A 24,336-nucleotide genomic window follows, 5' to 3' on the forward strand; every position below is an offset into this window, starting at 1 on the left:
CAGGTCAGAGCGCGACCCGGCCCGAGTAGACCAGCTCGGCGGGGCCCGCGAGCTCGACGTTGCCGCCCGGCAGCACGCGCACGCGCACCTCGCCGCCCGGCACCTCGACGATCCAGGTGTCCGGCGCGCCGGCGCCGGTCGTGCCGCCCTGCCACGTGCGGACCGCGAGCGCCGCGGCGCAGGCGCCGGTGCCGCAGGACGGCGTCTCGCCGACCCCGCGCTCGTGCACCCGCATGCGCAGGCGGCCGACGACGCCGTCGGACCCCTCCTCCTCGCCGAGCGGCACGACGAGCTCGACGTTGGTGCCGTGCGGCGGCACGGGCGCGACCTCGGGGGCGTGGAACAGCTCCAGCGAGGCGAGCTCCTCGACGCTCGCGAGGGCGACGACGGTGTGCGGGTTGCCGAGGTCCACGCTCAGGGCGGGGCGGGGCGCGGTCCAGCCGCGCACCGCGACGGCGGCGTCGTACCCGTCGGTCACGGCGGTCTCGCCGCCGGGCAGGAACCAGCGACCCATGTCCACGGCGTACCAGCCGTTCGCCTCCTTGGTGACGCGCTTGACACCGGCGCGCGTGCCGAGGCTGAGCGGGCCCGCGGACAGGTCGGCCAGGCCCTGCTGCTCGGCGAACGCGGCGAAGACGCGCACGCCGTTGCCGCACATCTCGGCCACGGAGCCGTCGGAGTTGCGGTAGTCCATGAACCACTCGGCCGTCGGGTCCTGGGCCAGGGCGGCCTGCGCGGACTCCTCGCCCGCGCTCGCCAGGGCCGCCGTCGGGGCGAGCCGGATGACGCCGTCGCCGCCGATCCCGGCGCGCCGGTCGGCCAGCCGGCGGACGTCGGCGGGGCTCAGGTCGAGCTGCCCCTCGGGGTCCGCGATCAGCACGAAGTCGTTCTGCGTGCCGTGCCCCTTGGTGAAGGCGAGCGTGCCGGGGGTCGGGACGGCGGGCACGGGGCTGGTCGCGGGCTGCGTCATGACCCCAGGCTACGGCGCACGGGCTCGGTCCCGGCAACCGGCAGGGTCCCGGCGTCGGCGTCGGCGACGATCTGCAAGGCGTCGTCCAGCAGGTGCGGGGCGGCGGCGTCGAGCCAGTGCACGCGGGGGTCGCGGCCGAACCAGCCCATCTGCTTGCGGGCCAGGCGCCGCGTGTTGGCGGTGACCGCCTCCCGGGCCTCGGCCTCGGTGGACTCGCCGCGCCACCAGGCGAGCACCTCGGCGTAGCCGACGGCGCGCGCGGCGGTCACGCCGAGCCCGGGGCCGGTGCCGCCCTGCTCGGGGCTCGCGAGCCGGCGCACCTCGTCGACCAGGCCGCCGTCCCACATCCGGTCCACGCGGCTGCCGACGCGCGCGTCGAGCACCTCGCGCGAGCAGTCCAGCCCGATCTGCACGGCGGGGCGGACGTACTCCTGGCGGGGCAGGTTGGCGGTGTAGGGGCGGCCGGTGATCTCGATGACCTCCAGCGCGCGCACGATGCGGCGGGTGTTGTGCGGCCCGATGCTCTCGGCGGCCTGCGGGTCCAGCCGCTCCAGCTCGGCGTGCAGGGCGCGCCGCCCCTCGGCCTCGGCGCGCGCCTCCAGCCGGTCCCGCACGGCCGGGTCCGTGCCGGGAAAGTCCATCTGGTCCAGCAGCGCCCGGACGTACAGCCCGGACCCGCCGACGACGACGGCGCGCGCGCCGCGCGCGGCGATCGCGTCCAGGTCGGCGCGGGCGTCGTGCTGGTACCGCGCGACCGACGCGTCCTGCACGGGGTCGAGCACGTCGAGCTGGTGGTGGGTGATGCCGCGCCGCTCGGCGGGCGGCACCTTGGCGGTGCCGACGTCCATGCCGCGGTAGAGCTGGTAGGCGTCGGCGTTGACGATCTCGGCCGGGGCCCGGTCGGTGCCCAGCGCCTGGGCCAGGTCGAGGGCGAGGTCCGACTTCCCGGTGGCGGTGGGCCCCACGACGGCGACGACTATCACTCGGCAACCTTACGGGCGGCCACAGGTGGTCACGACAGCATGGTCACGACAGGGTCGTCACGACAGCGTGGTCACGCGGTACCGCGGCGGCAGGTGGTCGTGCGTCTGCTCGAACTCCTGGGCCTGCGCGCTCCAGGCGTCGGCGCCCACCGCGCGCAGGGCGGCCCGGACGCCGTCGGTCAGCGCGTCCGGGGCGGTCTCCAGGCCACCGGGCGCTCCGCCGCCGGCGACGACGAGGCCGTCGGCGGCGCGCAGGGCCTGCAGGGAGCCCGCGTCCAGGGCGCCGGACGACGGCGGCACCTCCAGCACGTCGACGTCGGCGGCCCGTGCCCCGAGCACGTCCGCGAGCACCAGCAGCGCCACCGACGCGCCGGTCCCGGCGGCCGGGAGGCCCGGGGCCCAGTGCCGGCGCGCGTCGTCGGGCAACCAGCGGTCGCCGATGCCGGAACCCGCCAGGGACGGGCGCTGCCGGCCGCGCCGGAGCGCGGGGCCGTGCGCGAGGACCAGCGGTACGCGACCGCCCGCGGTGAGCCGGGCCAGTGCGGCGGAAACCGCCTGCCGGACGTCCGCGAGCGGGTCGGTGCGCAGGCCAGGGACCGTCCCGGGGACGAGCAGGGGGGTCGCGGGCAGGATCACGGCGTGCACGATGGACGAAAGTAGCACCGGCCCCGGCATCAAGCGGCTCCTGGGCGATTCCACCCCCCTTTCCACGCAAAGGGCGCAGCGGGGGGAGGGGTCTGGCAGGTACTGTGGGCTGGTGAGGTTCTTCGGGTCACGACGCCGGAACACGGCGGGCGACGGCGACCGTGCGGCCACCGGCCCGCAACAGCCCGAGCCCAGGGAACTCGACGATGAGGAGCTGCGGGCGCAGGTGGAGGGCGTGCTCTTGCGCGAGCTCACGGGCGGCCTCGACGATCCCTCCTCGGTCCCCGAGCCACTGACGCGCGACCGCGTGGTCGAGTGGCTGGGCGAGAACGGGTTCAGCTACTTCGTGGACTCCGAGGGCGACGTCGGCGGGCTGTGGCACGGCTGGCTGTTCTACTTCCTCATGGTCGGCGAGAGCAACGAGGTGCTCCAGGTGCGCGGTCAGTGGCACCGGGACCTCACGATCGAGCGGCTGGAGGAGATCCTCGAGCTGTGCAACGAGTGGAACGCCGAGCGCATCTGGCCCAAGACGTACGTGCGCGTGCGGGACAACGGCGCCGTCCTCGTCTACACCGAGGTGACGGTCGACCTGGAGCACGGCGTCACCGAGGACCAGCTCGACCAGCTGCTGCAGTGCGGGCTGACCACGGGCTCCATGTTCTTCGAGCATCTCGACGAGACGTTCCCCGACCCGCTGAGGTCCGCGCCATGAGCCCGCCCCGGAGCGGAGGCGGCGCCGGCCGCTGGCTCGCGCGCCTGCTCAACCCACGTCCGCCGGCGGCCCGGCGCCCCACGGGCGCCCAGGTCCGCACGCTCGCGAACCCGCCGGTCGAGAAGCCGCGGCCGCTGACGACGCAGCGGGTCGGCGACGACCTGTCGCGGCGCGGCTACCGCTTCCGCATCGACGACGACGGCGACGTGACCGGCACCTGGGACGGGAACCGGTTCTGGTTCCTGCTGCTCGGCGAGCACGACGAGATCCTGCAGGTGCGGGGCCGCTGGGCGGGCGCTCTGCCCGCCGCGGCGCGGCTCGCGGTGCTCCAGGCGGCGAACGACTGGAACCGCGAGCGCATCTGGCCCAAGGTCTACACCCGCGAGGAGGGTGCGGGTCTGGCACTGTACGCCGAGGTGTCGGTGGACTTCGAGCACGGCGCCACCGAGGAGCAGCTCGCCCAGACGGTGTCGTGCGGGCTCGTCACGGCGAGCCAGTTCTTCTCGACCGTGGCGTCCCTGGCCCCGCCGCCGGACGCCGAGCCGGACGAGCCCGGCGGGGACGACACCGCCCGCTGAACCCCGCCCGCGGGTCCCACGGACCCGACGGGTACTTCTACCCGTATCGTTTTTTAGCCCTGTTGTCGCAGGTCAGTTACGGTCGTGAGCAGACAACGACCGGATGAGCGACAGGGGACCCGATGGGTGAGATGTGGGGCGCTGACATCACTCAGCTGCGCGCCCTGGCACGAGAGTTCGAGGGGGCGTCGCAGTCGCTGGACACCACGGTCACCGAGGTCACGTCCGTGCTGTCGAGCGTGGACTGGCTGGGACCGGGCGGCGACCAGTTCCGCGCGGAGTGGGACGGCCACCACGCGCCGGCCATCCGCGGCGTCTCCGGCAGCCTGGCGGACGTCCGGGGGATCCTGGAGCGCAACGCCGACGCGCAGGAGGAGACGAGCAGCGACTACGGGGGCGAGGCCGGTTCCGGGACCGGCGGCCCCGGCGGAACGGGCGGCATCGGGACGAAGGCCGGCGAGGGCAGCCCCGCCGGGAACCCCGAGGACGAGGGCTTCCCGGAGTGGTTCGACGAGGCCCTCGGCGGCTGGTCGAACGGGCTCACCGCGGGTGGGCTGGGGCAGGACCTGTTCAACTGGATCGTCAAGACCGGGACGGCGGTCGACTCGCTCGCCGACCTCGGCGCCGGCGGACACCTGCTCGACGCGTTCGGCAAGGCCTTCGCGGTCGCGGGGATCGTCACGGGCGGCCTCCAGGCGTTCGACGAGTGGTCCGAGGGCGACTTCTACGGTGGCGCGGACGGCGCCATCACGGCGGGCCTCAGCGTCGCGGTGCTCGCGACCGCGGCGACCCCCGCGGGCCCCTTCGTGGCCGGCGGTGCGGCGATCTGGGGCGGGCTCTCGCTGATCAACGGGCTGGTCTCCGACCGCCCGCTGAGCGAGAACCTCGTGAACTACAGCCCCGTGGGGATGGCCTGGAACGCCTTCTCCGACAAACCGTTCTCGGAGGCCGTGACCGACGCCGGAAGCTGGGCCTGGGACCGCGGCACCGACGCGGTGGGCGGGATCGCCGACGCCGCCGGGGACGCGTTCGATGCCGGCGGCAATATGCTCAAGGGCGCCGGGAAGGCCATCGGCGGCCTCTTCAGCTGAACCCACACCACTGACAGCCTGAACCAGGCCCTCAGCGGCCACTGGGAGGACAGAAACACATGACTGACAACTTCACGCCCGACCGGGACGTGTCCGCCGACCCCGACGTCGCGCTGCTCGAGCTCACCGCCTTCGAGCTGATCACCCTGCTCAGCCAGGGCCGGACCGAGGCGGGCAAGCGCACCACGGAGATGCTGCGGCTGCCGGAGCTCCCGCAGGACTCCCCGCTGCTCGGCGCCGGCCTGAGCTCGCTCGTGGTCCGGCGGCTGGCCAGGACGGAGGACGGCGCCCTGGTGCCGGTCGGCAAGCTGGCCGCGCTCTCGAACGTCCTGTTCACCGCGGACACCTGGGTCGAGGCCGCCGGGATCACGGACCGGGAGAACAACGCGGCGCTGCTGATCCGCTCCCCCAACGGCTCGGTCGTCGTCGAGCCGCGGCCCAACGGGATCTGGCAGGTGCTGCCGCTGGAGCCCGCGGAGCCGGTGCAGGTCGCCGCGTCGCGGTACGTCCAGGCGGCGTTCCGCACGCTGCAGGGGCGGCCGTTCGGCGGGAGCGTCAAGGTCACGGACGCCAAGGGCGCCCGGACGGCGGCGGTACGCGTCGCGGCCGACGACACCTGGCAGCTCGTGCACGGGCCCGCGGACCAGAAGCTCGAGCCGGCGCCGGTGCGGCCCGACCCGACGTTCCGCATCCTCGCGGAGGCGGTCGCGTGAACGCGCAGCGCCCGGCGAGCCCCTGGTCGGACGGCGGGGACCCGGCCCGCGCCCGCGGCCTCGCGTTGATGTGGACCGCGCTGTCCGCCGTCGGCTGGGTCATGGCCGGGTTCTCGACGCTGAGCTGGTGGACCGCGCAGGTGACCGGCCGGGCCGGGGAGAACCAGTGGCGCGGGTACGCCGAGGGCGACGTGTTCCCCTGGTACCTCGTGGTCCCGTTCGGGCTGCTCGGGCTGTGCCTGGCGGTCGTGGCCGCACGCCGCTGGGCCCGCGCCCGTGAGCTGGCGCGCCACACACCTCACGACCGGCCGTGAGCTCGCCGGAGAGGGACCACTGGTCCGACCGCGGCGACCCTGACCTGGCCGGGCGGCTCGCGCGGATGTGGGTGTCGTTCGGGGTCGTCGCCTGGGTGCTGGGCGGGGTCGCGTGGCTCGCCTGGTGGGTCGCGCAGGTCGGGAGCTACGAGAACAACATCCGTGGGTTCAACGCGGGCGACGGGTTCCCTTGGATCTTCATCGGCCTCTGCGTCGTGGCGGGCATCTGGTGCCTGCCGATCGCGCGTACCCAGCGGGCCCGCGCCCGATGGCTCGAGCAGAACGGCTGAGGCTTCGGTACGACGACGGCCCCTGGCACGGTGATCAGGTCATCGTGCCGGGGGCCGACGTCGTCGGATCGGCGGCGCAGCGTCGGTCAGCGGCGCAGCGTGGGCAGGCCCAGCGACACCGGGCCGGACGGCGCCGGCGTGCCGTGCGAGTGCTCGTCCTCTCCCCCGCCGAGCCGCGCCTTCTCGCGCGCGGCCCAGGCGTCGCCCGACCGGGTGCGGCGCACCACGAGGCCCGCGGCGTCGGCGGGCTGGGCGATCAGGTGGTGCGGGGCGGCCTTGGTGACGGTCACGGTCACCATGTCGCCGGGGCGCGGCACGCCCGCGGGGACGACGTCGGCCAGGCGCGGGTCGTCCAGCGTGGCGGGCGCCTGCGTGAGGTCGACGCCGGGAGCGACGTCGGCGGACCCGGCGCCGTCCGGCAGCGCGGACAGGCCGAAGTGCACCAGGCGGTTGTCCGCCGCGCGGCCCGACAGGCGGTGCGTCGCGCCGTCCTTGCGGCCAGAGCCCTCGGCGACGAGCACCTCGAGGGTGCGGCCGACCTGCCGGTCGGCCTCCTCGGCGCCGATGCGCTCCTGCAGGGCGAGCAGGCGCTCGAAGCGCTCCTGCACCACGGCCTTCGGGAGCTGGTCGTCCATGGTCGCGGCGGGCGTGCCCGGCCGCGGCGAGTACTGGAAGATGAACGCCGAGCTGAACCGCGAGGCCTCGACCACACGCATGGTCTCGGCGAAGTCCTCCTCGGTCTCGCCCGGGAAGCCGACGATGATGTCGGTGGTGATCGACGCGTCGGGCATCGCGGCGCGGACCCGGTCGAGTATGCCGAGGAACTTCTCCGAGCGGTACGAGCGGCGCATCGCGCGCAGGATCCGATCGGAGCCGGACTGCAGCGGCATGTGCAGCTGCGGCATCACGTTCGGGGTCTCGGCCATCGCGGCGATGACGTCGTCCGTGAAGGCGGCCGGGTGCGGGGACGTGAACCGCACGCGCTCCAGACCCTCGATCTGCCCGCAGGCCCGCAGCAGCTTGGCGAACGCGCCGCGGTCGCCGAACTCGACGCCGTAGCTGTTCACGTTCTGGCCCAGCAGCGTCACCTCGATGGCGCCGGCGGCCACGAGCGCCTCGACCTCGGCGAGGATCTCGCCCGGACGGCGATCGCGCTCCTTGCCGCGCAGGTGCGGCACGATGCAGAAGGTGCAGGTGTTGTTGCAGCCCACCGAGATGCTGACCCAGCCGGCGTAGACCGACTCGCGCTTGGTCGGCAGCGTGGACGGGAAGACCTGCAGGGACTCCGCGATCTCCACCTGGGCGGCCTCGTTGTGCCGGGCGCGCTCCAGCAGCACCGGCAGGGCGTCCAGGTTGTGCGTGCCGAAGACGACGTCCACCCACGGAGCCTTCGCGACGATGTCGCCGCGGTCCTTCTGCGCCAGGCAGCCGCCGACGGCGATCTGCATGCCGGGCCGCGTCGCCTTGATGCCCGCGAGCTGGCCGAGGTTCCCGTACAGCTTGTTGGCCGCGTTCTCGCGCACGGCGCACGTGTTGATCACGACGACGTCGGCGGCGTTCGCGGCCTCGTCCTGGCTGGACGCGCGCGTGTAGCCGGCCTGCTCGAGCATGCCGGCCATGTGCTCCGAGTCGTGCACGTTCATCTGGCACCCGAGGGTGCGGACCATGTAGGTGCGGGGCGCCTCGGGCACCTCGTCGCGGACGGCGGTGTCGGTCGCGGCGGCGTCGGGCAGGGCTGAGGGGAGGGCGGTCGTGGACATCGTCCCCGATTTTACGACCCCTTTCGAGGCCCGCCGAACGGTTGATCCAGGCACATAACGGGCATCTGTTACCGAAACGTTGTGCAGTGATGACCGGTCGACTTGGTCCTTGAAACATCGGATCGTTAGGTTCAAGGGATGGACCAGAGCACCTCGACCACCGGCCAACCGGCGGCCGACAACACCGTGGACGCTCCGACGTCGGACCGCGCCCTCGGGGCGCCCCTCGTCGAGCTGAAGAGCGTGAACAAGCACTTCGGCGCGCTGCACGTGCTGCAGGACATCGACCTCACCGTCCGCAAGGGCGAGGTGCTGGTCGTGATCGGCCCGTCCGGGTCCGGCAAGTCCACGCTGTGCCGGGCGATCAACCGCCTGGAGACCATCGACGACGGCACCATCACAGTCGACGGCAAGACCCTGCCCGAGGAGGGCAAGGCCCTCGCGCAGCTCCGCGCCGAGGTCGGGATGGTATTCCAGTCGTTCAACCTGTTCGCGCACAAGACCGTGCTCGACAACGTCACCCTCGGGCCGCGCAAGGTTCGCGGGCTGAGCAAGAAGGACGCGGAGGAGCAGGCCCGCAAGCTGCTCGACCGCGTGGGCGTCGGCAACCAGGCGGGCAAGATGCCCGCCCAGCTCTCCGGCGGCCAGCAGCAGCGCGTCGCGATCGCGCGCGCCCTGGCGATGCAGCCCAAGGTGATGCTGTTCGACGAGCCGACGTCGGCCCTCGACCCCGAGATGGTCAACGAGGTGCTCGACGCGATGGTCGCGCTCGCCCAGGAGGGCATGACGATGATCGTCGTGACCCACGAGATGGGCTTCGCCCGGAAGGCCGCCGACCGCGTGGTCTTCATGGCGGACGGGCAGATCGTCGAGGAGGCTCAGCCCGAGGAGTTCTTCACCGCGCCCAAGAGCGAGCGGGCGCGCGACTTCCTGTCCAAGATCCTGACCCACTGATCTTTCACAGACTGATCTCAGCCAAGGGGTCCTACCCGGACCCGAACTACCGAAGGGGAATCATGCGCAAGCACACCATGGGGCTGCTGGCGATGGCCGCCGCGTCCACCCTCGCGCTCTCGGCCTGCGGCGGAGCCGAGGTCGGCGGCGAGCCCGAGGAGGGCGCGTCCGCGGGCGGCGACGGCATCACGATCGGCATCAAGTACGACCAGCCGGGCCTCGGCCTGCAGGACGGCGCCGAGTACACCGGGTTCGACGTGGACGTCGCCCGGTACGTCGCGAACGAGCTGGGCTACAGCGAGGACCAGATCACCTTCAAGGAGACGCCCTCCGCCAACCGCGAGAGCATGCTCCAGAACGGTGACGTCGACATGATCTTCGCGACGTACTCGATCACGGACGAGCGCAAGGAGGTCATCGACTTCGCCGGACCGTACTTCGTCGCCGGTCAGGACCTCCTCGTCGCCGCCGACAACACCGACATCACCGGCCCGGAGGACCTGGAGGGCAAGAACCTCTGCTCGGTCACCGGCTCGACGTCGGCGGAGAAGATCAAGACCGACTACGCCGAGGGCGTGCAGCTCCTGGAGCGCCCGGGCTACGCCGAGTGCGTCACCGCCCTGGCCGCCGGCCAGGTCGACGCCGTCACGACCGACGACATCATCCTCGCCGGCCTCTCCGCCGCCAACGGCGACGGCAACCTCAAGGTCGTCGGCGCGCCGTTCTCCGAGGAGCGCTACGGCGTGGGCCTGCCCAAGGGCTCGGACCGGTGCGAGGACATCAACGCGGCGATCACCAAGATGATCGACGACGGCACGTGGGAGGAGCTCGTCGCCGCCAACACCGAGGGCGCCGACTACACCCCGAACGCGGACCTCAACCCGCCGACGCCGGACGCCTGCGCCTGACGTCTCCTTCGTAGTGCACCGGGATCGCGTCCGCCCAGCGAGACGCGATCCCGGTTCGCTGCGGGGCGGCATCCCGCCGTCCGCGACTGTGACCTACCGGGGCGCGCCGACCAAGGCCGTGCCTCTCCCGAAAGGTGACCCGTGAACGACTATCTGTCAGGGCTCGGCGCGCTCCTGCAGCAGTACGACGTGCTCGGAGCGTTCTGGACCAACATCCAGCTCACGTTCTGGGGCGCGCTGATCGCGCTGGCGCTCGGCACGCTGCTCGCGCTCATGCGGATCTCCCCCATCGCGTCGCTGCGCTGGGCCGGCGCCACGTACGTGAGCGTCTTCCGCAACACCCCGCTGACGATCATCATGACCTTCATGGTCATGGGCGTGTGGACCGCGCTCCAGATCCAGCTCGCCGACAACTTCGAGGACAACTTCTTCCGCCTCGCCGTCGTCGGCCTGGCCGTCTACCACGCGGCGTTCGTCTGCGAGGCGATCCGCTCCGGCGTGAACACGGTCCCGCTGGGCCAGGCCGAGGCCGCCCGCGCGATCGGCCTGTCGTTCCTGCCGGCCGCGCGCCTGATCATCCTTCCGCAGGCGTTCCGCGGGGCCACCGCCCCGCTGGGCAACACCCTCATCGCGCTGCTGAAGAACTCGACCGTGGCCGCGGCGGCCAGCGTCTCCTGGGAGACCTCCTCCACGATGAAGACCATGATCGAGTTCAACCCCAACTATCTCTGGGAGATCTTCGCGGTGTTCGCGATCGGCTACGTCATCCTGGTGATCCCCATCGGACTGCTGACGACCTGGCTGTCCCAGCGACTGGCGGTGAAGCGATGAGCGCCTCGGTACTCTTCGACGCCCCCGGGCCCCGGGCGCGGAGCTGGACCCTCGTCGGCAACATCGTCGGCGCGCTCGTCGTGCTCGCGGTGGCCGCGTGGGTGCTGGTCCAGCTCGACAGCAAGGGCCAGCTGGAGCCCCAGCTCTGGGCGGACGCCGTCTCGGCCCGCACCTGGCAGTACTACCTGATCCCGGGCCTGCTCAACACGCTGCGGGCGGCGGCGTTCGCGATCGTGGGCTCGATCGTCTTCGGCCTCGTGTTCGGCATGGGGCGGCTGTCGCAGGTAAGCCTCGTACGCGGGGTGAGCGGCACCGTGGTGGAGTTCTTCCGGGCCGTCCCCGTGCTGCTCATGATGGTGTTCTTCTACGGCCTGTTCGGGCAGCTGCTGCCCGGCGTGAGCGACAAGGCGTTCCTCGCCGTCGTGGTCGCGCTCATCCTGTACAACGGCTCGGTCATCGCGGAGCTGGTGCGGTCGGGCGTGGGGAACCTGCCCCGCGGCCAGGGTGAGGCCGGGCTCGCGATCGGCCTGACGCCGGGTCAGACGCTGCGCTCCATCCAGCTGCCCCAGGCGCTGGTGGCCATGCTGCCCGCGATGGTGTCGCAGATCGTCGTGGTCCTGAAGGACTCGGCGCTCGGCCAGCTCATCGGCTACCAGGAGCTGCTGCGCACCGGGCAGATCGTCTACTCGGCCGACGGCAACCCGCTGCAGGTGCTCACCGTCGTGGCCGTGGTGTTCATCGTGCTGAACCTGCTGCTCACCGTGGTGGCGCACCAGCTGTCCCGGCTGCTGTCGAGCCGCACGGCCGGGCAGACCATCGAGGGCACCGGCATCGGCAACCCGACCGCGGTCGCGGCGGGGGCCGGCGGGCCGAACAACATCTGACGGGGCGCCCCGCCGGACCTGGTCCGGCGGGGCCGCTGTCAGGTATCGACGAGAGGCCGGGTGGTCGGCAGCGGACGCTGCTCATCACCCGGCCTCTCGTCGGTCTGGGGCTCAGTCCTCGGCGTAGCCGAGGTCGTCCGTCTCCTCGCCCTCCGCGGCGAGCGCGTCCTTGACCAGCTCGAAGGCCAGGCCGGGCGCGTAGCCCTTGCGCGCGAGGGAACCGACGGCGCGGCGCACCCGCACCTGGCGCTCCAGGCTGCGCGTGCGGGTGACGAGCTTGGTGGCCAGCTTCGCCCCCGCGGCCCGCTCGTCGTCGGAGTCGAGCTGGTCGAGGGCCTCGACGGCGGTGTCCTCGTCGATGCCCCGCCGGCGCAGCTCCGCGGCGATGCCGCGGCGGGCCAGCCCGCGCTCGGCGTGCCGGGTGCGCACGATGGTCTCGGCGTAGGTCGCGTCGTCCACCAGGCCCACCTCGCCGAACCGGTCGAGCACCTGGACGACGACGTCCTCCGGGTAACCCTTGCGGGCCAGCGACTGCTCGAGCTCGCGGCGGGACTTCTGCGCCGCCGTCAGGATCCGGAGGACGACCTCGCGGGTCTTCTCGACGGCGTCGTCCCGGCTGATCTCGCCGGCCTCCAGGCGCTCCGCGACGGTGCGCCGCGGTGCCCGTTCGCCGGTGCCGCGCCGCCCTCGGCCGCTCGGACGGCGACCATCGCGGGCGGCCTCGCGACCGCCCTCCCAGCTGCTCTCCGCTCCGCCCTCCTGGGCGGCCGGACGGCCCCGACGCTTCCCCACGCCGGGACCGTCCGATGGATCACCGTACTGCACGTCAGAACGGTGCCTTCTCGGCGGCCGCCTCCGCCTTGGCGGCGGTCTTGGCCGCCGTCGTCTTGGTGGCGGTCTTCGCACGCGTCGTGGTCGACTTCGTGGCCTTGGCGGTCGTGGTCGTCCGCGAGGACGAGCTGGCCGCCGCGACGGTGCCCGTGGGCCCGTCGCCCTCGGTCGCCGACGAGAGCGGGGCGCCCGCGGCCGGGTCCGCCGGGGCGTCGACCTTCGGTCCGACGCCCAGCTTCTCCTTGACGCGCTTCTCGATGTCGTTGGCGAGGTCCGGGTTGTCGCGCAGGAAGGACCGCGCGTTCTCCTTGCCCTGGCCGAGCTGGTCGCCCTCGTAGGTGAACCACGAGCCGGACTTGCGCACGAAGCCGTGCTCCACGCCCATGTCGATGAGCCCGCCCTCGCGGGAGATGCCCACCCCGTACAGGATGTCGAACTCCGCCTGCTTGAACGGCGGCGCCATCTTGTTCTTGACGACCTTGACGCGGGTGCGGTTACCGACCGCGTCCGTACCCTCCTTGAGGGTCTCGATGCGCCGGATGTCGAGGCGGACCGAGGCGTAGAACTTCAGCGCCTTGCCACCGGTGGTGGTCTCGGGCGAGCCGAAGAACACACCGATCTTCTCGCGGAGCTGGTTGATGAAGATCGCGGTGGTGCCGGACGCGCTGAGCGCACCGGTGATCTTGCGCAGGGCCTGGGACATCAGGCGGGCCTGGAGACCCACGTGGCTGTCACCCATCTCGCCCTCGATCTCGGCCTTCGGCGTCAGGGCCGCGACGGAGTCGATGACGATGATGTCGAGCGCACCGGAGCGGATCAGCATGTCCGTGATCTCGAGGGCCTGCTCGCCGGTGTCCGGCTGCGAGACCAGGAGGGCGTCGGTGTCGACGCCGAGCTTCTTGGCGTACTCCGGGTCGAGCGCGTGCTCCGCGTCGATGAACGCCGCGATGCCACCCTGGCGCTGGGCGTTGGCCACCGCGTGCAGCGCGATGGTCGTCTTACCCGAGGACTCGGGGCCGTAGACCTCGACGATGCGGCCGCGGGGAAGACCCCCGATGCCGAGTGCGACGTCCAGGGCGATCGAACCGGTGGGGACCACCTCGATGGGGGCGCGGGTCTCTTCGCCGAGGCGCATGACCGAGCCCTTGCCGAAGTTACGGTCGATCTGTGCGAGGGCCGCCTCGAGGGCCTTCTCGCGGTCTGCTGGTGCGGGCATGTGCAACACCTTCGGTCTCTGGGCGCTGTGTGCGCCGACATGGATGGCTCTGTACGTCGTTGCCGACCGTACGCGGAGCCACTGACACGGACGCCTGCTCCGGCCGCCGCCTGTGGACGACGTTCCGGAATCCGTGCCTGTGGTCAAAGTCTAGCCGAACGCGTGTTCGAGGCAAGGCAGGACACACCGGTGTGTCGCGGGACATCTCGGCGAGCCCCGCGCGGGCTGCCGATCAGGCGGTGGCGGCCGGTCAGCGACGCGGCGGCGGGGCCTGCCGGTACTTGTCGGTGCCCCACCGGTCGGCGTCCGGCACGTCCAGCGCGTCGCACAGCGCGTGCCACACGTCGCGCGGCTCGTCGCCGTCCTCCAGGGCCGCCGCCGGGGTCCGCCCGTCCAGCGTCGGGAGCACCTGCTCGCGCGCCAGGGCCCGCCCGTAGGCAGGACCGAAGACCTCGTCGACCAGCTGCCAGAAATCCCGTTCGCGCACCCGTCAACCCTACGACGCCGGGAGACCTCCCCCGGCCCGTGTCAGTGGTCGGGGACACAATGGGGACCATGCCCACGCCCGACGACCCGCTCTCCCGGTTCGGCCCGGCCACCCGCACATGGTTCACGGGTGCGTTCGCGCAGCCCACCGCCGCCCAGGCCGGCGCATGGGACGCGGTGGCGCGCGACCAGCACGCGCTCGTGGTGGCACCGACGGGGTCCGGCAAGACGCTCGCGGCGTTCCTCTGGTCGATCGACCGCATCATGTCGGCGCCGCCGCCCGAGGACCGGGCGCACCGCTGCCGCGTGCTGTACGTGTCGCCGCTGAAGGCCCTGGCCGCGGACGTCCAGCGCAACCTGCGCTCCCCGCTGACGGGCATCCGGCAGGCCGCGGCCCGGGAAGGCGTCGAGGTCCCCGACGTCACCGTGGGCATGCGCACGGGAGACACGCCCGCGAGCGAGCGGCGCGCGTTCGCCACGCGACCGCCGGACATCCTGGTCACCACGCCGGAGTCCCTCTTCCTCATCCTCACCTCCTCGGCCCGCGCCGGGCTCGCGGGCGTCGAGACCGTGGTGCTCGACGAGATCCACGCCGTGGCGGGCACCAAGCGCGGCGCCCACCTGGCGCTGAGCCTGGAGCGCCTCGACGCGCTGCTGGAGCGGCCCGCGCAGCGCATCGGCCTGTCCGCCACGGTGCGGCCGGTCGAGGCCGTCTCACGGTTCCTCGGCGGCGGCCGTACCGGCTCCGCGGCGCGCGAGGTCGTCGTCGTGCAGCCGCCGTCGCACAAGGAGTGGGCCATCGACGTGGTGGTCCCGGTGCCGGACCTCGCGGACCTGGGCAGCGCGCCGGGCCCCGGCGTGCCCGACCCGGGCGACCCCGGCGGCCGGGCCTCGGGCGACGACGAGATCGACCTGTCCGGCGAGGCGACCCAGCCTCTGCGCAAGGCCTCGGTCTGGCCGCACGTCGAGGAGCGCGTGGTCGACCTCGTGGCGGACCACACCTCGACCATCGTCTTCACCAACAACCGGCGCGGCGCCGAGCGGCTGACCGCCCGCATGAACGAGGTCTGGGCCCAGCGCCAGGGCCTCGACGTCGCGGACCCCGCCAGCACGTGGGCCGCCCTGGTCCCGGGCCAGTCGGGCACGTCCGCCGGCATCCCCCGGCCCGTGCCGGGCGAGCGCGGCCTGCCGGAGGCGGTCCCGGGCACGCCGGAGCCGCCCGCCGACGTCGTCCTGGCCCGCGCCCACCACGGCTCCATGAGCCGCGCCGAGCGCACCCGTACCGAGACGGAGCTGAAGGAGGGCCGGCTGCCCGCCGTGGTCGCCACCTCCTCCCTGGAGCTCGGCATCGACATGGGGGCGGTGGACCTGGTGGTCCAGGTGGGCGCACCACCGTCGGTCGCGAGCGGGCTGCAGCGCATCGGCCGCGCCGGCCACCAGGTCGGTGCCGTGTCCAAGGGCGTGGTCTTCCCGATGTTCCGGGGCGACCTCGTGCCCGCCACGGTCATCGCGCAGCGCATGCGCGCGGGCGCCATCGAACACATGCACGTCCCCGCCAACCCGCTGGACGTGCTGGCGCAGCAGGTGGTGGCGTCGCTCGCCGTCGACGACTGGGACGAGGCCGAGCTGCTCGCGCTGGTCCGCCGGGCCGCGCCGTTCGCGCACCTCGGCGACGCCACCTGGCGCGCGGTGCTCGACATGCTCGCGGGCCGCTACCCCAGCGAGGACTTCGCCGAGCTGCGCGCCCGCATCACCTGGGACCGCGCCACGGGCATGCTCCGCGGCCGCCCCGGCGCGCTGCGCCTGGCCGCCACGAGCGGCGGCACCATCCCCGACAAGGGCGCCTATGGCGTCTTCCTCGCCACGGACGCGCCCGAAGGCGGCACGCTCGCCGACAGCGTCGGCGGCTCGTCCGGCGCCGGGCGGGCCCGCGGCGGCAAGCGCGTGGGCGAGCTCGACGAGGAGATGGTCTACGAGTCCCGCGTGGGCGACACGTTCACGCTGGGGTCGAGCACCTGGCGCATCCAGGAGATCACCACCGACCGGGTGCTGGTCACCCCGGCGCCCGGACTGCCCGGCCGCCTGCCCTTCTGGAAGGGCGACGCCCCGGGCCGCCCGGCGGAGCTCGGCAAGGCGGTGGGCGCGTTCGTCCGCGAGGCCGACGCCGCCCTGGCCGACGACGTCGACGCCGGTCGCAAGCACCTGCGCGACGCCGGGCTCGACGACTGGGCGGCGGACAACCTCGCCGCCTACCTGACCGAGCAGCGGCTCGGCACGGGGCGCGTGCCCGACGACCGGACGGTCGTGGTCGAGCGGTTCCGCGACGAGCTGGGCGACTGGCGGGTGGTGATCCACTCGCCGCTCGGCGCGCGCGTGCACGCCCCGTGGGCCCTCGTGATCAGCGCCCGGCTCCGGGCCCGGTTCGGCCTGGACGTGGCCGCCATGCACTCGGACGACGGGATCGTGCTGCGGCTGCCCGACTCCGGCGGCGGCTGGGACGGCGACCAGTGGGACGTGGGCACCGACCTCACGGGGTTCGGCGCCGACGACCAGGCCCGCACCGAGCCGGCGTTCGAGACCGGCGACGGCGCACCCCAGCACGCCCCGGGCCGCGTCACCCTCGAGGACCTGCTGCTGGACCCCGACGAGGTGCTCGGCGCCGTCCGCGACGAGCTGGGCTCCTCGGTCATGTTCGCCGCGCGGTTCCGCGAGGCGGCGGCGCGCGCCCTGCTGCTCCCCCGGCGTCGGCCGGACCGGCGGCAGCCGCTGTGGCAGCAGCGCCAGCGCTCGGCCCAGCTGCTGGAGGTCGCGAGCCAGTTCCCGGACTTCCCGATCGTGCTGGAGGCGGCCCGCGAGTGCCTCCAGGACGACTTCGACGTGGCCGCCCTGACCGAGCTGATGCGCGAGATCGGCTCGGGCGGCGTCCGCGTGGTCGAGGTGACGACCCCGACTCCGTCGCCGTTCGCGCAGTCGCTCCTGTTCGGCTACACCGCCCAGTTCCTGTACGACGGCGACGCGCCGCTGGCCGAGCGCCGGGCGGCCGCCCTGTCGCTCGACCCGGAGCTGCTCGCCGAGCTGCTCGGGGAGCAGGGCTCCGCCGACCTGGCCGACCTGCTCGACCCCGGCGCCGTGGAGCGCACCGAGGCCGAGCTCGCCGGGCTCGCCCCCGACCGGCAGGCCCGGGACGCCGAGGGCCTGTGGGACCTGCTGCGCCGTACGGGCCCGCACCCGCTGGACGCCCTGGAGGCGCGCACGCGCGAGGACGCCCGGCACGCCGTCGCCCACTGGCTGGAGGAGCTGGAGACCACGCGCCGCGTGATCCGGGTCCGGTTCGCGGGCCAGGAGCAGTGGGCGGTCGCCGAGGACGCCGGCCGGCTGCGCGACGCGCTCGGCGTGGCCCTGCCCGTGGGCATCCCGGAGACCTTCACCGAGCTCGTCCCCGACCCGCTCGGCGACCTGCTGCGGCGGCACGCCCGCACGCACGGGCCGTTCGGCGCCGCCGCGCCCGCCCAGCGGTTCGGGCTGGGCGTCGCCGTGGTCGCGCACGGCCTGGCCCGGCTGGAGGCCGACGGCGCCCTCGCGCGCGGGCGGCTGCGGCCGGGCGCGCTCGGCGGCACGGGCGACGACTGGTGCGACCCCGGCGTGCTGCGCCTGCTGCGCCGCCGTTCGCTCGCCGTGCTGCGGGCCGAGGTCGAGCCCGTCGAGCAGGAGGCGCTGGGCGCTTTCCTGCCCCGCTGGCAGAACGTCTCCACCGGGCTGCTGCGCGGCGCCGACGGGCTGGTGCAGGCGATCGAGCAGCTCGCGGGGGCCGCGGTCCCGGCGTCGGCCCTGGAGACCCTGGTGCTGCCCGCCCGCGTGACCGACTACTCCCCCGCCCTGCTCGACGAGCTGACGGTCGCGGGCGAGGTGCTGTGGGCCGGGCACTCCCGGCTGCCCGGGTCGGGCGGCGGGGACGGCCTGGTCTCCCTGCACCTGGCCGACGGCGCCGCGCTCACCCTGCCCACGCTCGAACCGGTCGAGGAGGAGAGCCCGCTCGACTCCGACCTGCACCGCGCGGTGCTCGACCTGCTGACCGGGTCGGGCGGCTTCTTCCTGCCCCGGGTCGCCGAGCTCACCTCCGCCGAGCCGGACGCCGTGCTCGAGGTGCTCTGGGACCTCGTCTGGGCCGGGCAGGTCACCAACGACGGGCTCGGCGCGCTCCGCGACCGAGTCGGCGGCGGCGGCGCGCACCGCGCGCCCCGGACCGCCGCGCGGGCCCGGCCGGTGCGCCGGTCCCGGTTCGCCGTGTCCCCCGGCCGCCCCGCCTCAGCGCTGCGGGCCGGCGCCTCGACCGTGGGCGGCAGCGGGCGCTGGGCCGCCCTGCCGCTGCGGGAGCCGGACCCCACGCTGCGCGCCCACGCCCTGACCCAGGTGCTGCTCGAACGGCACGGGGTACTGACCCGTTCGGCCGCGGCCGCGGAGGGCGTCGGGGCCGGCTACCGCGACGTCTACCGCGTGCTGTCCGGCCTGGAGGAGCGCGGTGCGGTGCGCCGCGGGTACTTCGTGGAGCACCTGGGCGGGTCGCAGTTCGCCCTGCCCGGCGCCGTCGACCGGCTGCGCGTGGACGCGACCGACCGATCGCGGATCGTCGAGGCGGAGCTGGAGGTCGCGGAGCGGACGGCGGCCGTGGCGACCGGCACGGGCGCGAACAGCACGAGCGGCGCCGTGGTGCTCGCCGCCATGGACCCCGCCAACCCCTACGGGGCCGCGCTCGCGTGGCCGGCGGCCGCGTCGTCCGAGGCAGCCGGGCAGCCGACCGGACAGCCGTCGGACCCCGGCCCGGCCACAGTCGACGGGACCCCGGGCGACCGGCACGTCACCGCCCACCGGCCCGGCCGCAAGGCGGGCGCCGTCGTGGTGCTCACCCACGGCGACCTGACCCTGTTCGTGGAACGTGGCGGGCGCACGGTGCTGTCGTTCACACAGCAGCCCGCGCGGCTCGCGGCGGCGGCCGCCGCCCTGGCCAGGACGGTCCGCGAGGGCCGGCTCGGGCGCCTGGTGGTCCAGCGGGTCGACGGCCTGCCCGCGCTGGAGGCCGCACGCCACCACCCGGCGGCGCGGGCCCTCGTCGAGGCTGGTTTCGCGGTCACTCCACGTGGTCTGCGGATCTCGGTCCGCTGAGCGCCAGGGCCGGGCCCGGGCCGTCGAGGGCGGCGAGCGGGTCGGGCTGCCCCTCCGGTCCCTCACGGTCGATGGTGGCCGCGAGCAGGAACAGGTAGCCGATCATGATGACGAAGCCCACGCGCTCGATGAGGCCGAAGGCGGCGATGCCCGAGTCGGCGAGGTAGACGAGCGACAGGTGGATCACGAGGAACAGCGCGACCATGATCCCCAGCGCCCGGGCGGCCGACCGCAGGGAGCGCGGGAGCGACGAGCGGGGGCGGACGATCGAGCGCTCAAGGCTCAGCCCGACGACGGGGAGCACGCAGAACGCCGTGGCGGCGCTGACCCGGTGGATGATCGCCGACATCGAGGCCTCCGTCCCCGGCGGGTCCGTGGGGAACGCGCCCACCAGCACCATGGCGATCGCGAAGACGATCATCGCGGCGGCGGGCACCGGGCCGACGGCCAGCCCCGCGCGGTACATCCGCACGGTGAGGATCAGCCCGAGCACGGCCAGGATCACCCCGCCCGCGAGGATCATCTCGCCGCCCATGGGCACGAAGGCGTACCAGCTGATCGGGTCGAGCACCGGGTCCACGACGGAGGCGCCCACCACGTGCGCGGCGATCATCGGCAGCAGTGCGGTGGCGCCGAACCAGCTCACGGTGCGGGTGCTGCGGGGGTCTGGGGACTCAATCGGCTGGTCCGGGTGTCTGCCCAGGTCAGCGCCAACTACGGTCATGGGACAAGAGTCGTGTAACGGACGGCGGAAAGCCATCGGGTTTACCCCCGGTCACGCCCTGAACCGCACTCGGGGCCATCCCTGACCGACCTGCGGGGGCCTGGACCCCCGGAACGGGGCCGATCCGGATCACATGGGTGATATGCCGGTTGTGCCGCCTTCCCGGGCCGGGCGCACACTACGCTGAAACCCCACGACGAGGGGAGCGGCCGTGCCCGAGGGGGATGTCCTGCGTCTCACCGCCGAGCGGCTGACCGCCGCGCTGCGCGGCCTGCCGCTCGTCCGTGCGGAGCTGCGGTGGCCCAGCGCCGGCGCCGCGCACCTGACCGGCGCGACCGCGCTGGAGACCAGCGCGTACGGCAAGCACCTGCTCACCCGGCTCGACGACGGTCGGACGCTGCACACCCATCTGCGGATGGACGGCTACTGGCGGGTGCACCGCACCGGTTCACGGGAGGCCACGGCCCGGCATCCGGCCGTCCGGGTCGTGCTCGCGACCGACGCCTGGACCGCCATCGGCTGGCACCTCGGGATGCTCGACCTGCTGCGCACCCACGACGAGAGCCGCATCCTGAACGGCCTGGGCCCGGACGTGCTGGGCGACGACTTCCCCACCGCCGGGCTGGCCGACGGCGTCGCGCGGCTCGTGCGGGAGCCCGACCGGCCCCTGTGCGCCACCCTGCTGGACCAGCGCACGGTCGCGGGCCTGGGCACCATCTGGATGGCGGAGTCCCTGTTCGCGCGGCGCCTGTGGCCGTGGCTGCCGGCGGGCTCCCTGCCGCAGGGCGAGCGGACGGTCCTGCTGCGCACCGCGCGGCGGCTCATGGAGCGGAGCGTCGCCGTGGGCCGGGCCCGCGGGCTCGGCTCGGTCGAGCTGCACGTGCACGGCCGCGCGGGCCGGCCGTGCCACCGGTGCGGCACCCCCATCGCCGTCGGGACGGCCAACGAGAAGCCCTACGAGCGGCCCGTCTTCTGGTGCCCCACCTGCCAGGCGCCGGGTCCGGAGTGACGCCGGCGCCGCTCGGCAGGACAGGCCGGCGGAGACACGACGAGGGCGGAGCACCAGGTGCTCCGCCCTCGTCCTAAGGCGCTGCTCGGGGGCAGCTGCCAGGTCAGCCCACCGGCGCCAGGTCGGACTGCTCGACGTCCCGCCGCGCTGCGGTCCGCTCGCCTCCCCTGGCCAGCAGCCCGGCGACGAAGTCCGCCGGGATGGTGTCCGGAATCTGGAATCCTTCGGCAACCGCCACGCGGTCGCTCACCTCACGCAGCACCAAGGACAGCGGCACGTCGAGCGCTTCGCAGATGGAACCCAGAAGTTCGGACGACGCCTCCTTCTGCCCTCGCTCCACCTCGCTGAGGTAACCCAGCGACACTCGCGCCGCCGACGACACCTCGCGGAGGGTGCGCCCCTGACGCTGCCGCGTGTCTCGCAGCACGTCTCCGATTTCTCGCCGTAGTACGACCATCTCGCGCCCCCTTTCAGTGCCTGTCCCTGTCCTCACGCCCTGTCCTGGCTGGACCGGCCGTGCCTTGCGTGTGGTACGTCCCCCGGGTGCGGAGGTCGTTCTACCGTACCCCGCGCTCGAAGAGTTCTTGCGCCGGCCCCGAGTGGTCGGCTTGTTCGTGATCACACCGGGACCAACGCCGCTGGTATGAGCCTTGTTCCCGAAGTGTGCCCGCGTCAAGCCCTGTGCAAGATTAGGCCAAGAAGTTTCACTTGTCTGTAACTTCTGGGAGCCTAACTTGCTCCGCATCGCTTTTTTCACCCGGCAGCTCGCTGACGAGCAGCGACGCCATCTCGATCACGCCGCGGGCGGCGTCGTCGATGATCCGGGGCCGGTCGCCCGACAGGTCCAGGCGGTGCACCTCGGACGCCAGCGGGGTGCTGACTGCGACGAACACCACACCCGGCGCTTGACCGTCCTGCGGGTCCGGACCGGCCACGCCGGTCGTCGCGAGGCCGACGTCGGCGCCCGTGGCCGTGCGCACGCCGGCCGCCATCTGGGCGGCCACCGCCTCGTCCACGGCCCCGCGCTCGGCGAGCAGGTCGGCGTCCACGCCGAGCAGGCCGGCCTTCAGGTCGGTGGCGTAGGCGACGACGCCGCCGCGCAGCACCTTGGACGCGCCGGGGACCGACACGAGCGTCGCCGTGACGAGCCCGCCCGTGAGCGACTCGGCCACGCCGATGGTCCACCCACGGGCGGCGGCCGCCGCCAGCAGGCGCGCCGCCGTCATGACCGCGCTGCCCGGGCCCGCGCGTCCCGGCGGATCTTCCAGCCCTGGTAGACGTACTCCAGGCCCGTCACGACCGTCACGACGAACGCGGCCAGCAGCACGACCCAGGCGATCACGGTGAGCCAGTCGAGACCGTCCCGCGGGAGCAGGAACAGCGAGATCGCCACGCTCTGCAGCACCGTCTTGAGCTTGCCGCCCCGGGACGCGGGCATCACCTCGTACTTGACCATGCCCAGGCGCATGAACGTGATGCCGAGCTCGCGCACCAGGATGATCACGGGGATCCACCAGGGCAGCTCGCCCAGCGGGATCCAGAGCAGGATCAGGGCGGCGCCCACGAGCAGCTTGTCCGCGATCGGGTCGAGCAGCTTGCCCAGGTCGGTGATGAGGCCCCGCGACCGCGCGAGGTAGCCGTCGACCTTGTCCGACACCGCCGCGACCACGAAGATCGCCGTGGCCACGAGCCGCCAGGTCGTGTCGTCCCCGCCTTCGACGAGAAGTGCCCAGGCGAAGAACGGGACCATGGCGATGCGAATCATCGTGACGATGTTCGCAATGTTCCAGGGCGACGGAGCGTCGGTGACCATTGCCCCAGCCTAGCCGCGGATCGTCCGCCCCCCGGACCGCACACGGTCCCACGGGCGGCTCCCGCGCCCTCGCCCCGCGCGTCCGCTCGCTCCCCCGCCGGGCCTGCCATAACATCCGAGGGTGGCCAACGTCGGCGCCCTGCGGCTCCTCGCATCCGCGACCGTGACCTGCGCACTCGTCACGACGGCCGCGGGCTGCACGCTCCTAGCCGACCCGGGCTCGGCACCGCCGTCCGCCGGCTCGGGCGACCCAGGGACGACGTCGACCCCCGTCGCCTCGTCCGCGACGCCGACCCCCTCCCCGTCCCCCACCCCGCAGGACGTCGAGCTCACGCTGCTCGCCGGCGGCGACGTGCTCACCCACACGCCCGTGAACGACTCCGCGACCGGGCCGGACGGCATCGACTACTCGCCGCTGCTGGCGGGCATCGACCCCTGGGTGGAGCACGCGGACCTGGCCCTGTGCCACCTGGAGGTGCCGGTCGCGCCGCCCGGCACGCGGCCGTCGGGCTACCCGGTGTTCCGCGCGCCGAAGGAGATCGTCCGCGACCTGGGCGAGCAGGGCTGGGACGGCTGCTCGACGGCGTCCAACCACTCGGCCGACTCGGGGTTCGACGGCATCGCGGCGACCCTCGACGCGCTGGACGACGCCGGGATGGGCCACGTCGGTACGGCGCGTGACGAGCGCGAGTCGCTCGAACCCCAGCTCTACGAGCTGCGCCGGGAGGGCCGGACCGTCACGGTCGCGCACCTGGCCGCGGCCTACGGGCTGAACGGCCTGGAGCCACCCGCCGGGCCCTGGTCGGTGGACCTCATCGACGCGGACCGGATCGTCGAGCAGGCCCGGGCGGCCCGGGACGCGGGCGCGGACCTGGTCGTGGTGAGCCTGCACGACGGCACCGAGTACGTCACCGAGCCCACCGAGCACCAGCGGAAGACCGTCCGGGCGCTGGCCCGCTCGCGGCAGGTCGACCTGGTGATCGGGCACCACGCGCACGTGCCGCAGCCGCTGACGCACCTGGGCGGCGGGCCGGGCGGCGACGGGATGTGGGTGGCCTACGGCCTCGGCAACCTCCTGTCCAACCAGGGCAAGGAGTGCTGCGTGGCGGCGTCCGCCGTCGGGCTGCTGCTGGTGGCGGACGTCGTCCAGCCGCCGAACGGCCCGGCCCGGGTCACGGACGCGCGCTGGGCCGCGACCACGGTCGACCGCGCCGCCGGGCACCGGCTGCGCGCCACGCGCGACGCCCTGGCGCACCCCGAGGAGGGGCAGCTCGGCACCGCCGAGCTGGAGCAGCGCCTGCGGATCGCACGGACCGCGGCCGGGACCGCCGCGGACGAGCAACGGCAGCCGCCGAAGGACGACGCGGGCAAGGCGCCGAAGGTCATCCGCCGCGACTGACCGACAACGTGTCAGACGCTCAGATCACCAGGGGGATCTGAGCGTCTGACACGTGGCGAGGGACG

General features: G+C 73.7%; 24 protein-coding genes. 13 read left to right on the forward strand and 11 right to left on the reverse strand.

Annotation, left to right across the window (positions count from 1 at the left end; genetic code table 11):
- Positions 1 to 4: 4 nt before the first annotated feature.
- From dapF to H291_RS0119840, 3 genes are read right to left on the reverse strand one after another with little or no spacing between them, the layout of a single operon-like run.
- Entirely contained in the window at positions 5 to 970 is a 966-nt protein-coding gene (gene dapF / locus H291_RS0119830; protein ID WP_020016763.1) for a diaminopimelate epimerase, read from the reverse strand.
- Positions 967 to 1,953, reverse strand: coding sequence for a tRNA (adenosine(37)-N6)-dimethylallyltransferase MiaA (gene miaA / locus H291_RS0119835; RefSeq protein WP_020016764.1), 987 nt, complete (start codon positions 1,951 to 1,953; stop codon positions 967 to 969). The genes dapF and miaA overlap by 4 nt, the downstream gene beginning before the upstream one ends.
- 57 nt (positions 1,954 to 2,010) lie before the next feature.
- Positions 2,011 to 2,598 carry a hypothetical protein gene (locus H291_RS0119840; RefSeq protein WP_084468275.1) on the reverse strand — a complete coding sequence of 196 codons (588 nt, stop codon included), beginning with the start codon at positions 2,596 to 2,598 and terminating at the stop codon, positions 2,011 to 2,013.
- Between the two features lie 112 nt (positions 2,599 to 2,710).
- Between H291_RS0119840 and H291_RS0119845 the strand changes: the two genes are divergently transcribed.
- The 6 genes from H291_RS0119845 to H291_RS0119870 all read left to right on the forward strand — a co-directional run bounded on the left by H291_RS0119845 (position 2,711) and on the right by H291_RS0119870 (position 6,296).
- Positions 2,711 to 3,310: a YbjN domain-containing protein gene (locus H291_RS0119845; protein ID WP_232216120.1), complete on the forward strand. Its 600-nt coding sequence runs from the start codon at positions 2,711 to 2,713 to the stop codon at positions 3,308 to 3,310.
- Positions 3,307 to 3,888 (forward strand): YbjN domain-containing protein, encoded by a 582-nt coding sequence (locus H291_RS0119850; protein WP_020016767.1) that lies wholly within the window; start codon positions 3,307 to 3,309, stop codon positions 3,886 to 3,888. Before H291_RS0119845 ends, H291_RS0119850 begins: the two co-directional genes overlap by 4 nt.
- A gap of 122 nt (positions 3,889 to 4,010) precedes the next feature.
- On the forward strand, positions 4,011 to 4,979 hold the full coding sequence (locus tag H291_RS32770) for a WXG100 family type VII secretion target (RefSeq protein ID WP_020016768.1): 969 nt from the start codon (positions 4,011 to 4,013) through the stop codon (positions 4,977 to 4,979).
- Positions 4,980 to 5,038: 59 nt separating this feature from the next.
- A complete protein-coding gene (locus H291_RS0119860; protein WP_020016769.1) occupies positions 5,039 to 5,692 on the forward strand; it encodes a hypothetical protein in 654 nt (217 codons plus the stop codon).
- The gene (locus H291_RS0119865) at positions 5,689 to 6,006 is read left to right on the forward strand and encodes a hypothetical protein (protein ID WP_020016770.1); all 318 of its coding nucleotides are present in this window, start codon (positions 5,689 to 5,691) and stop codon (positions 6,004 to 6,006) included. Before H291_RS0119860 ends, H291_RS0119865 begins: the two co-directional genes overlap by 4 nt.
- Positions 6,003 to 6,296 carry a hypothetical protein gene (locus H291_RS0119870; protein WP_020016771.1) on the forward strand — a complete coding sequence of 98 codons (294 nt, stop codon included), beginning with the start codon at positions 6,003 to 6,005 and terminating at the stop codon, positions 6,294 to 6,296. Before H291_RS0119865 ends, H291_RS0119870 begins: the two co-directional genes overlap by 4 nt.
- 86 nt (positions 6,297 to 6,382) lie before the next feature.
- Here H291_RS0119870 and miaB read toward each other — a convergent pair whose 3' ends face one another.
- The gene (gene miaB, locus H291_RS0119875; RefSeq protein ID WP_020016772.1) at positions 6,383 to 8,056 is read right to left on the reverse strand and encodes a tRNA (N6-isopentenyl adenosine(37)-C2)-methylthiotransferase MiaB; all 1,674 of its coding nucleotides are present in this window, start codon (positions 8,054 to 8,056) and stop codon (positions 6,383 to 6,385) included.
- A gap of 138 nt (positions 8,057 to 8,194) precedes the next feature.
- On the opposite strand from miaB, the gene H291_RS0119880 reads away from it, so the two are divergent.
- The 4 genes from H291_RS0119880 (at position 8,195) to H291_RS30890 (ending at position 11,633) form a co-directional block, all read left to right on the forward strand.
- The gene (locus H291_RS0119880) at positions 8,195 to 9,010 is read left to right on the forward strand and encodes an amino acid ABC transporter ATP-binding protein (RefSeq protein ID WP_020016773.1); all 816 of its coding nucleotides are present in this window, start codon (positions 8,195 to 8,197) and stop codon (positions 9,008 to 9,010) included.
- Between the two features lie 62 nt (positions 9,011 to 9,072).
- Positions 9,073 to 9,918 carry a glutamate ABC transporter substrate-binding protein gene (locus H291_RS0119885; protein WP_020016774.1) on the forward strand — a complete coding sequence of 282 codons (846 nt, stop codon included), beginning with the start codon at positions 9,073 to 9,075 and terminating at the stop codon, positions 9,916 to 9,918.
- A gap of 141 nt (positions 9,919 to 10,059) precedes the next feature.
- On the forward strand, positions 10,060 to 10,749 hold the full coding sequence (locus tag H291_RS0119890; RefSeq protein ID WP_020016775.1) for an amino acid ABC transporter permease: 690 nt from the start codon (positions 10,060 to 10,062) through the stop codon (positions 10,747 to 10,749).
- A complete protein-coding gene (locus tag H291_RS30890) occupies positions 10,746 to 11,633 on the forward strand; it encodes an amino acid ABC transporter permease (RefSeq protein WP_020016776.1) in 888 nt (295 codons plus the stop codon). The genes H291_RS0119890 and H291_RS30890 overlap by 4 nt, the downstream gene beginning before the upstream one ends.
- 111 nt (positions 11,634 to 11,744) lie before the next feature.
- On the opposite strand, the gene H291_RS0119900 is transcribed toward H291_RS30890, so the two are convergent.
- From H291_RS0119900 to H291_RS0119910, 3 genes are all read right to left on the reverse strand, one after another.
- Positions 11,745 to 12,425 carry a regulatory protein RecX gene (locus tag H291_RS0119900; protein WP_020016777.1) on the reverse strand — a complete coding sequence of 227 codons (681 nt, stop codon included), beginning with the start codon at positions 12,423 to 12,425 and terminating at the stop codon, positions 11,745 to 11,747.
- A gap of 34 nt (positions 12,426 to 12,459) precedes the next feature.
- Positions 12,460 to 13,680, reverse strand: coding sequence for a recombinase RecA (gene recA, locus H291_RS0119905; RefSeq protein WP_020016778.1), 1,221 nt, complete (start codon positions 13,678 to 13,680; stop codon positions 12,460 to 12,462).
- Positions 13,681 to 13,930: 250 nt separating this feature from the next.
- The gene (locus H291_RS0119910) at positions 13,931 to 14,167 is read right to left on the reverse strand and encodes a DUF3046 domain-containing protein (RefSeq protein WP_020016779.1); all 237 of its coding nucleotides are present in this window, start codon (positions 14,165 to 14,167) and stop codon (positions 13,931 to 13,933) included.
- Between the two features lie 59 nt (positions 14,168 to 14,226).
- Here H291_RS0119910 and H291_RS0119915 point away from each other — a divergent pair, with 59 nt between their 5' ends.
- Positions 14,227 to 19,326 (forward strand): Lhr family helicase, encoded by a 5,100-nt coding sequence (locus H291_RS0119915; protein ID WP_020016780.1) that lies wholly within the window; start codon positions 14,227 to 14,229, stop codon positions 19,324 to 19,326.
- On the opposite strand, the gene H291_RS0119920 is transcribed toward H291_RS0119915, so the two are convergent.
- Complete coding sequence (locus H291_RS0119920; RefSeq protein ID WP_020016781.1) at positions 19,292 to 19,972, reverse strand: DUF998 domain-containing protein; 681 nt, start codon at positions 19,970 to 19,972, stop codon at positions 19,292 to 19,294. The genes H291_RS0119915 and H291_RS0119920 overlap by 35 nt on opposite strands.
- Before the next feature lie 289 nt (positions 19,973 to 20,261).
- Here H291_RS0119920 and H291_RS0119925 point away from each other — a divergent pair, with 289 nt between their 5' ends.
- Complete coding sequence (locus tag H291_RS0119925) at positions 20,262 to 21,059, forward strand: DNA-formamidopyrimidine glycosylase family protein (RefSeq protein ID WP_020016782.1); 798 nt, start codon at positions 20,262 to 20,264, stop codon at positions 21,057 to 21,059.
- Positions 21,060 to 21,162: 103 nt separating this feature from the next.
- Here the strand turns inward: H291_RS0119925 and H291_RS0119930 are convergent, their stop codons facing one another.
- From H291_RS0119930 to pgsA, 3 genes are all read right to left on the reverse strand, one after another.
- Positions 21,163 to 21,516, reverse strand: coding sequence for a helix-turn-helix domain-containing protein (locus tag H291_RS0119930; protein WP_020016783.1), 354 nt, complete (start codon positions 21,514 to 21,516; stop codon positions 21,163 to 21,165).
- Positions 21,517 to 21,763: 247 nt separating this feature from the next.
- The gene (locus tag H291_RS0119935) at positions 21,764 to 22,285 is read right to left on the reverse strand and encodes a CinA family protein (protein ID WP_020016784.1); all 522 of its coding nucleotides are present in this window, start codon (positions 22,283 to 22,285) and stop codon (positions 21,764 to 21,766) included.
- Entirely contained in the window at positions 22,282 to 22,872 is a 591-nt protein-coding gene (gene pgsA, locus H291_RS0119940) for a CDP-diacylglycerol--glycerol-3-phosphate 3-phosphatidyltransferase (protein ID WP_020016785.1), read from the reverse strand. Before pgsA ends, H291_RS0119935 begins: the two co-directional genes overlap by 4 nt.
- A 121-nt stretch (positions 22,873 to 22,993) precedes the next feature.
- Between pgsA and H291_RS0119945 the strand changes: the two genes are divergently transcribed.
- Positions 22,994 to 24,271 (forward strand): CapA family protein, encoded by a 1,278-nt coding sequence (locus H291_RS0119945; RefSeq protein ID WP_020016786.1) that lies wholly within the window; start codon positions 22,994 to 22,996, stop codon positions 24,269 to 24,271.
- The last annotated feature ends 65 nt before the right edge of the window (positions 24,272 to 24,336 follow it).

It is taken from the genome of Promicromonospora sukumoe 327MFSha3.1, assembly GCF_000385135.1.
In the GTDB taxonomy this organism is placed as follows: domain Bacteria; phylum Actinomycetota; class Actinomycetes; order Actinomycetales; family Cellulomonadaceae; genus Promicromonospora; species Promicromonospora sukumoe_B.

Coding starts and splice junctions, on each gene's coding strand:
- H291_RS0119860 (WP_020016769.1), top strand. CDS start 5,039: ATGACTGACAACTTCACGCCCGACCGGGACGTGTCCGCCGACCCCGAC.
- H291_RS32770 (WP_020016768.1), top strand. CDS start 4,011: ATGGGTGAGATGTGGGGCGCTGACATCACTCAGCTGCGCGCCCTGGCA.
- H291_RS0119880 (WP_020016773.1), top strand. CDS start 8,195: ATGGACCAGAGCACCTCGACCACCGGCCAACCGGCGGCCGACAACACC.
- H291_RS0119885 (WP_020016774.1), top strand. CDS start 9,073: ATGCGCAAGCACACCATGGGGCTGCTGGCGATGGCCGCCGCGTCCACC.
- pgsA (WP_020016785.1), bottom strand. CDS start 22,872: ATGGTCACCGACGCTCCGTCGCCCTGGAACATTGCGAACATCGTCACG.
- H291_RS0119935 (WP_020016784.1), bottom strand. CDS start 22,285: ATGACGGCGGCGCGCCTGCTGGCGGCGGCCGCCGCCCGTGGGTGGACC.
- H291_RS30890 (WP_020016776.1), top strand. CDS start 10,746: ATGAGCGCCTCGGTACTCTTCGACGCCCCCGGGCCCCGGGCGCGGAGC.
- dapF (WP_020016763.1), bottom strand. CDS start 970: ATGACGCAGCCCGCGACCAGCCCCGTGCCCGCCGTCCCGACCCCCGGC.
- recA (WP_020016778.1), bottom strand. CDS start 13,680: ATGCCCGCACCAGCAGACCGCGAGAAGGCCCTCGAGGCGGCCCTCGCA.
- miaB (WP_020016772.1), bottom strand. CDS start 8,056: ATGTCCACGACCGCCCTCCCCTCAGCCCTGCCCGACGCCGCCGCGACC.
- H291_RS0119915 (WP_020016780.1), top strand. CDS start 14,227: ATGGGGACCATGCCCACGCCCGACGACCCGCTCTCCCGGTTCGGCCCG.
- H291_RS0119850 (WP_020016767.1), top strand. CDS start 3,307: ATGAGCCCGCCCCGGAGCGGAGGCGGCGCCGGCCGCTGGCTCGCGCGC.
- H291_RS0119930 (WP_020016783.1), bottom strand. CDS start 21,516: ATGGTCGTACTACGGCGAGAAATCGGAGACGTGCTGCGAGACACGCGG.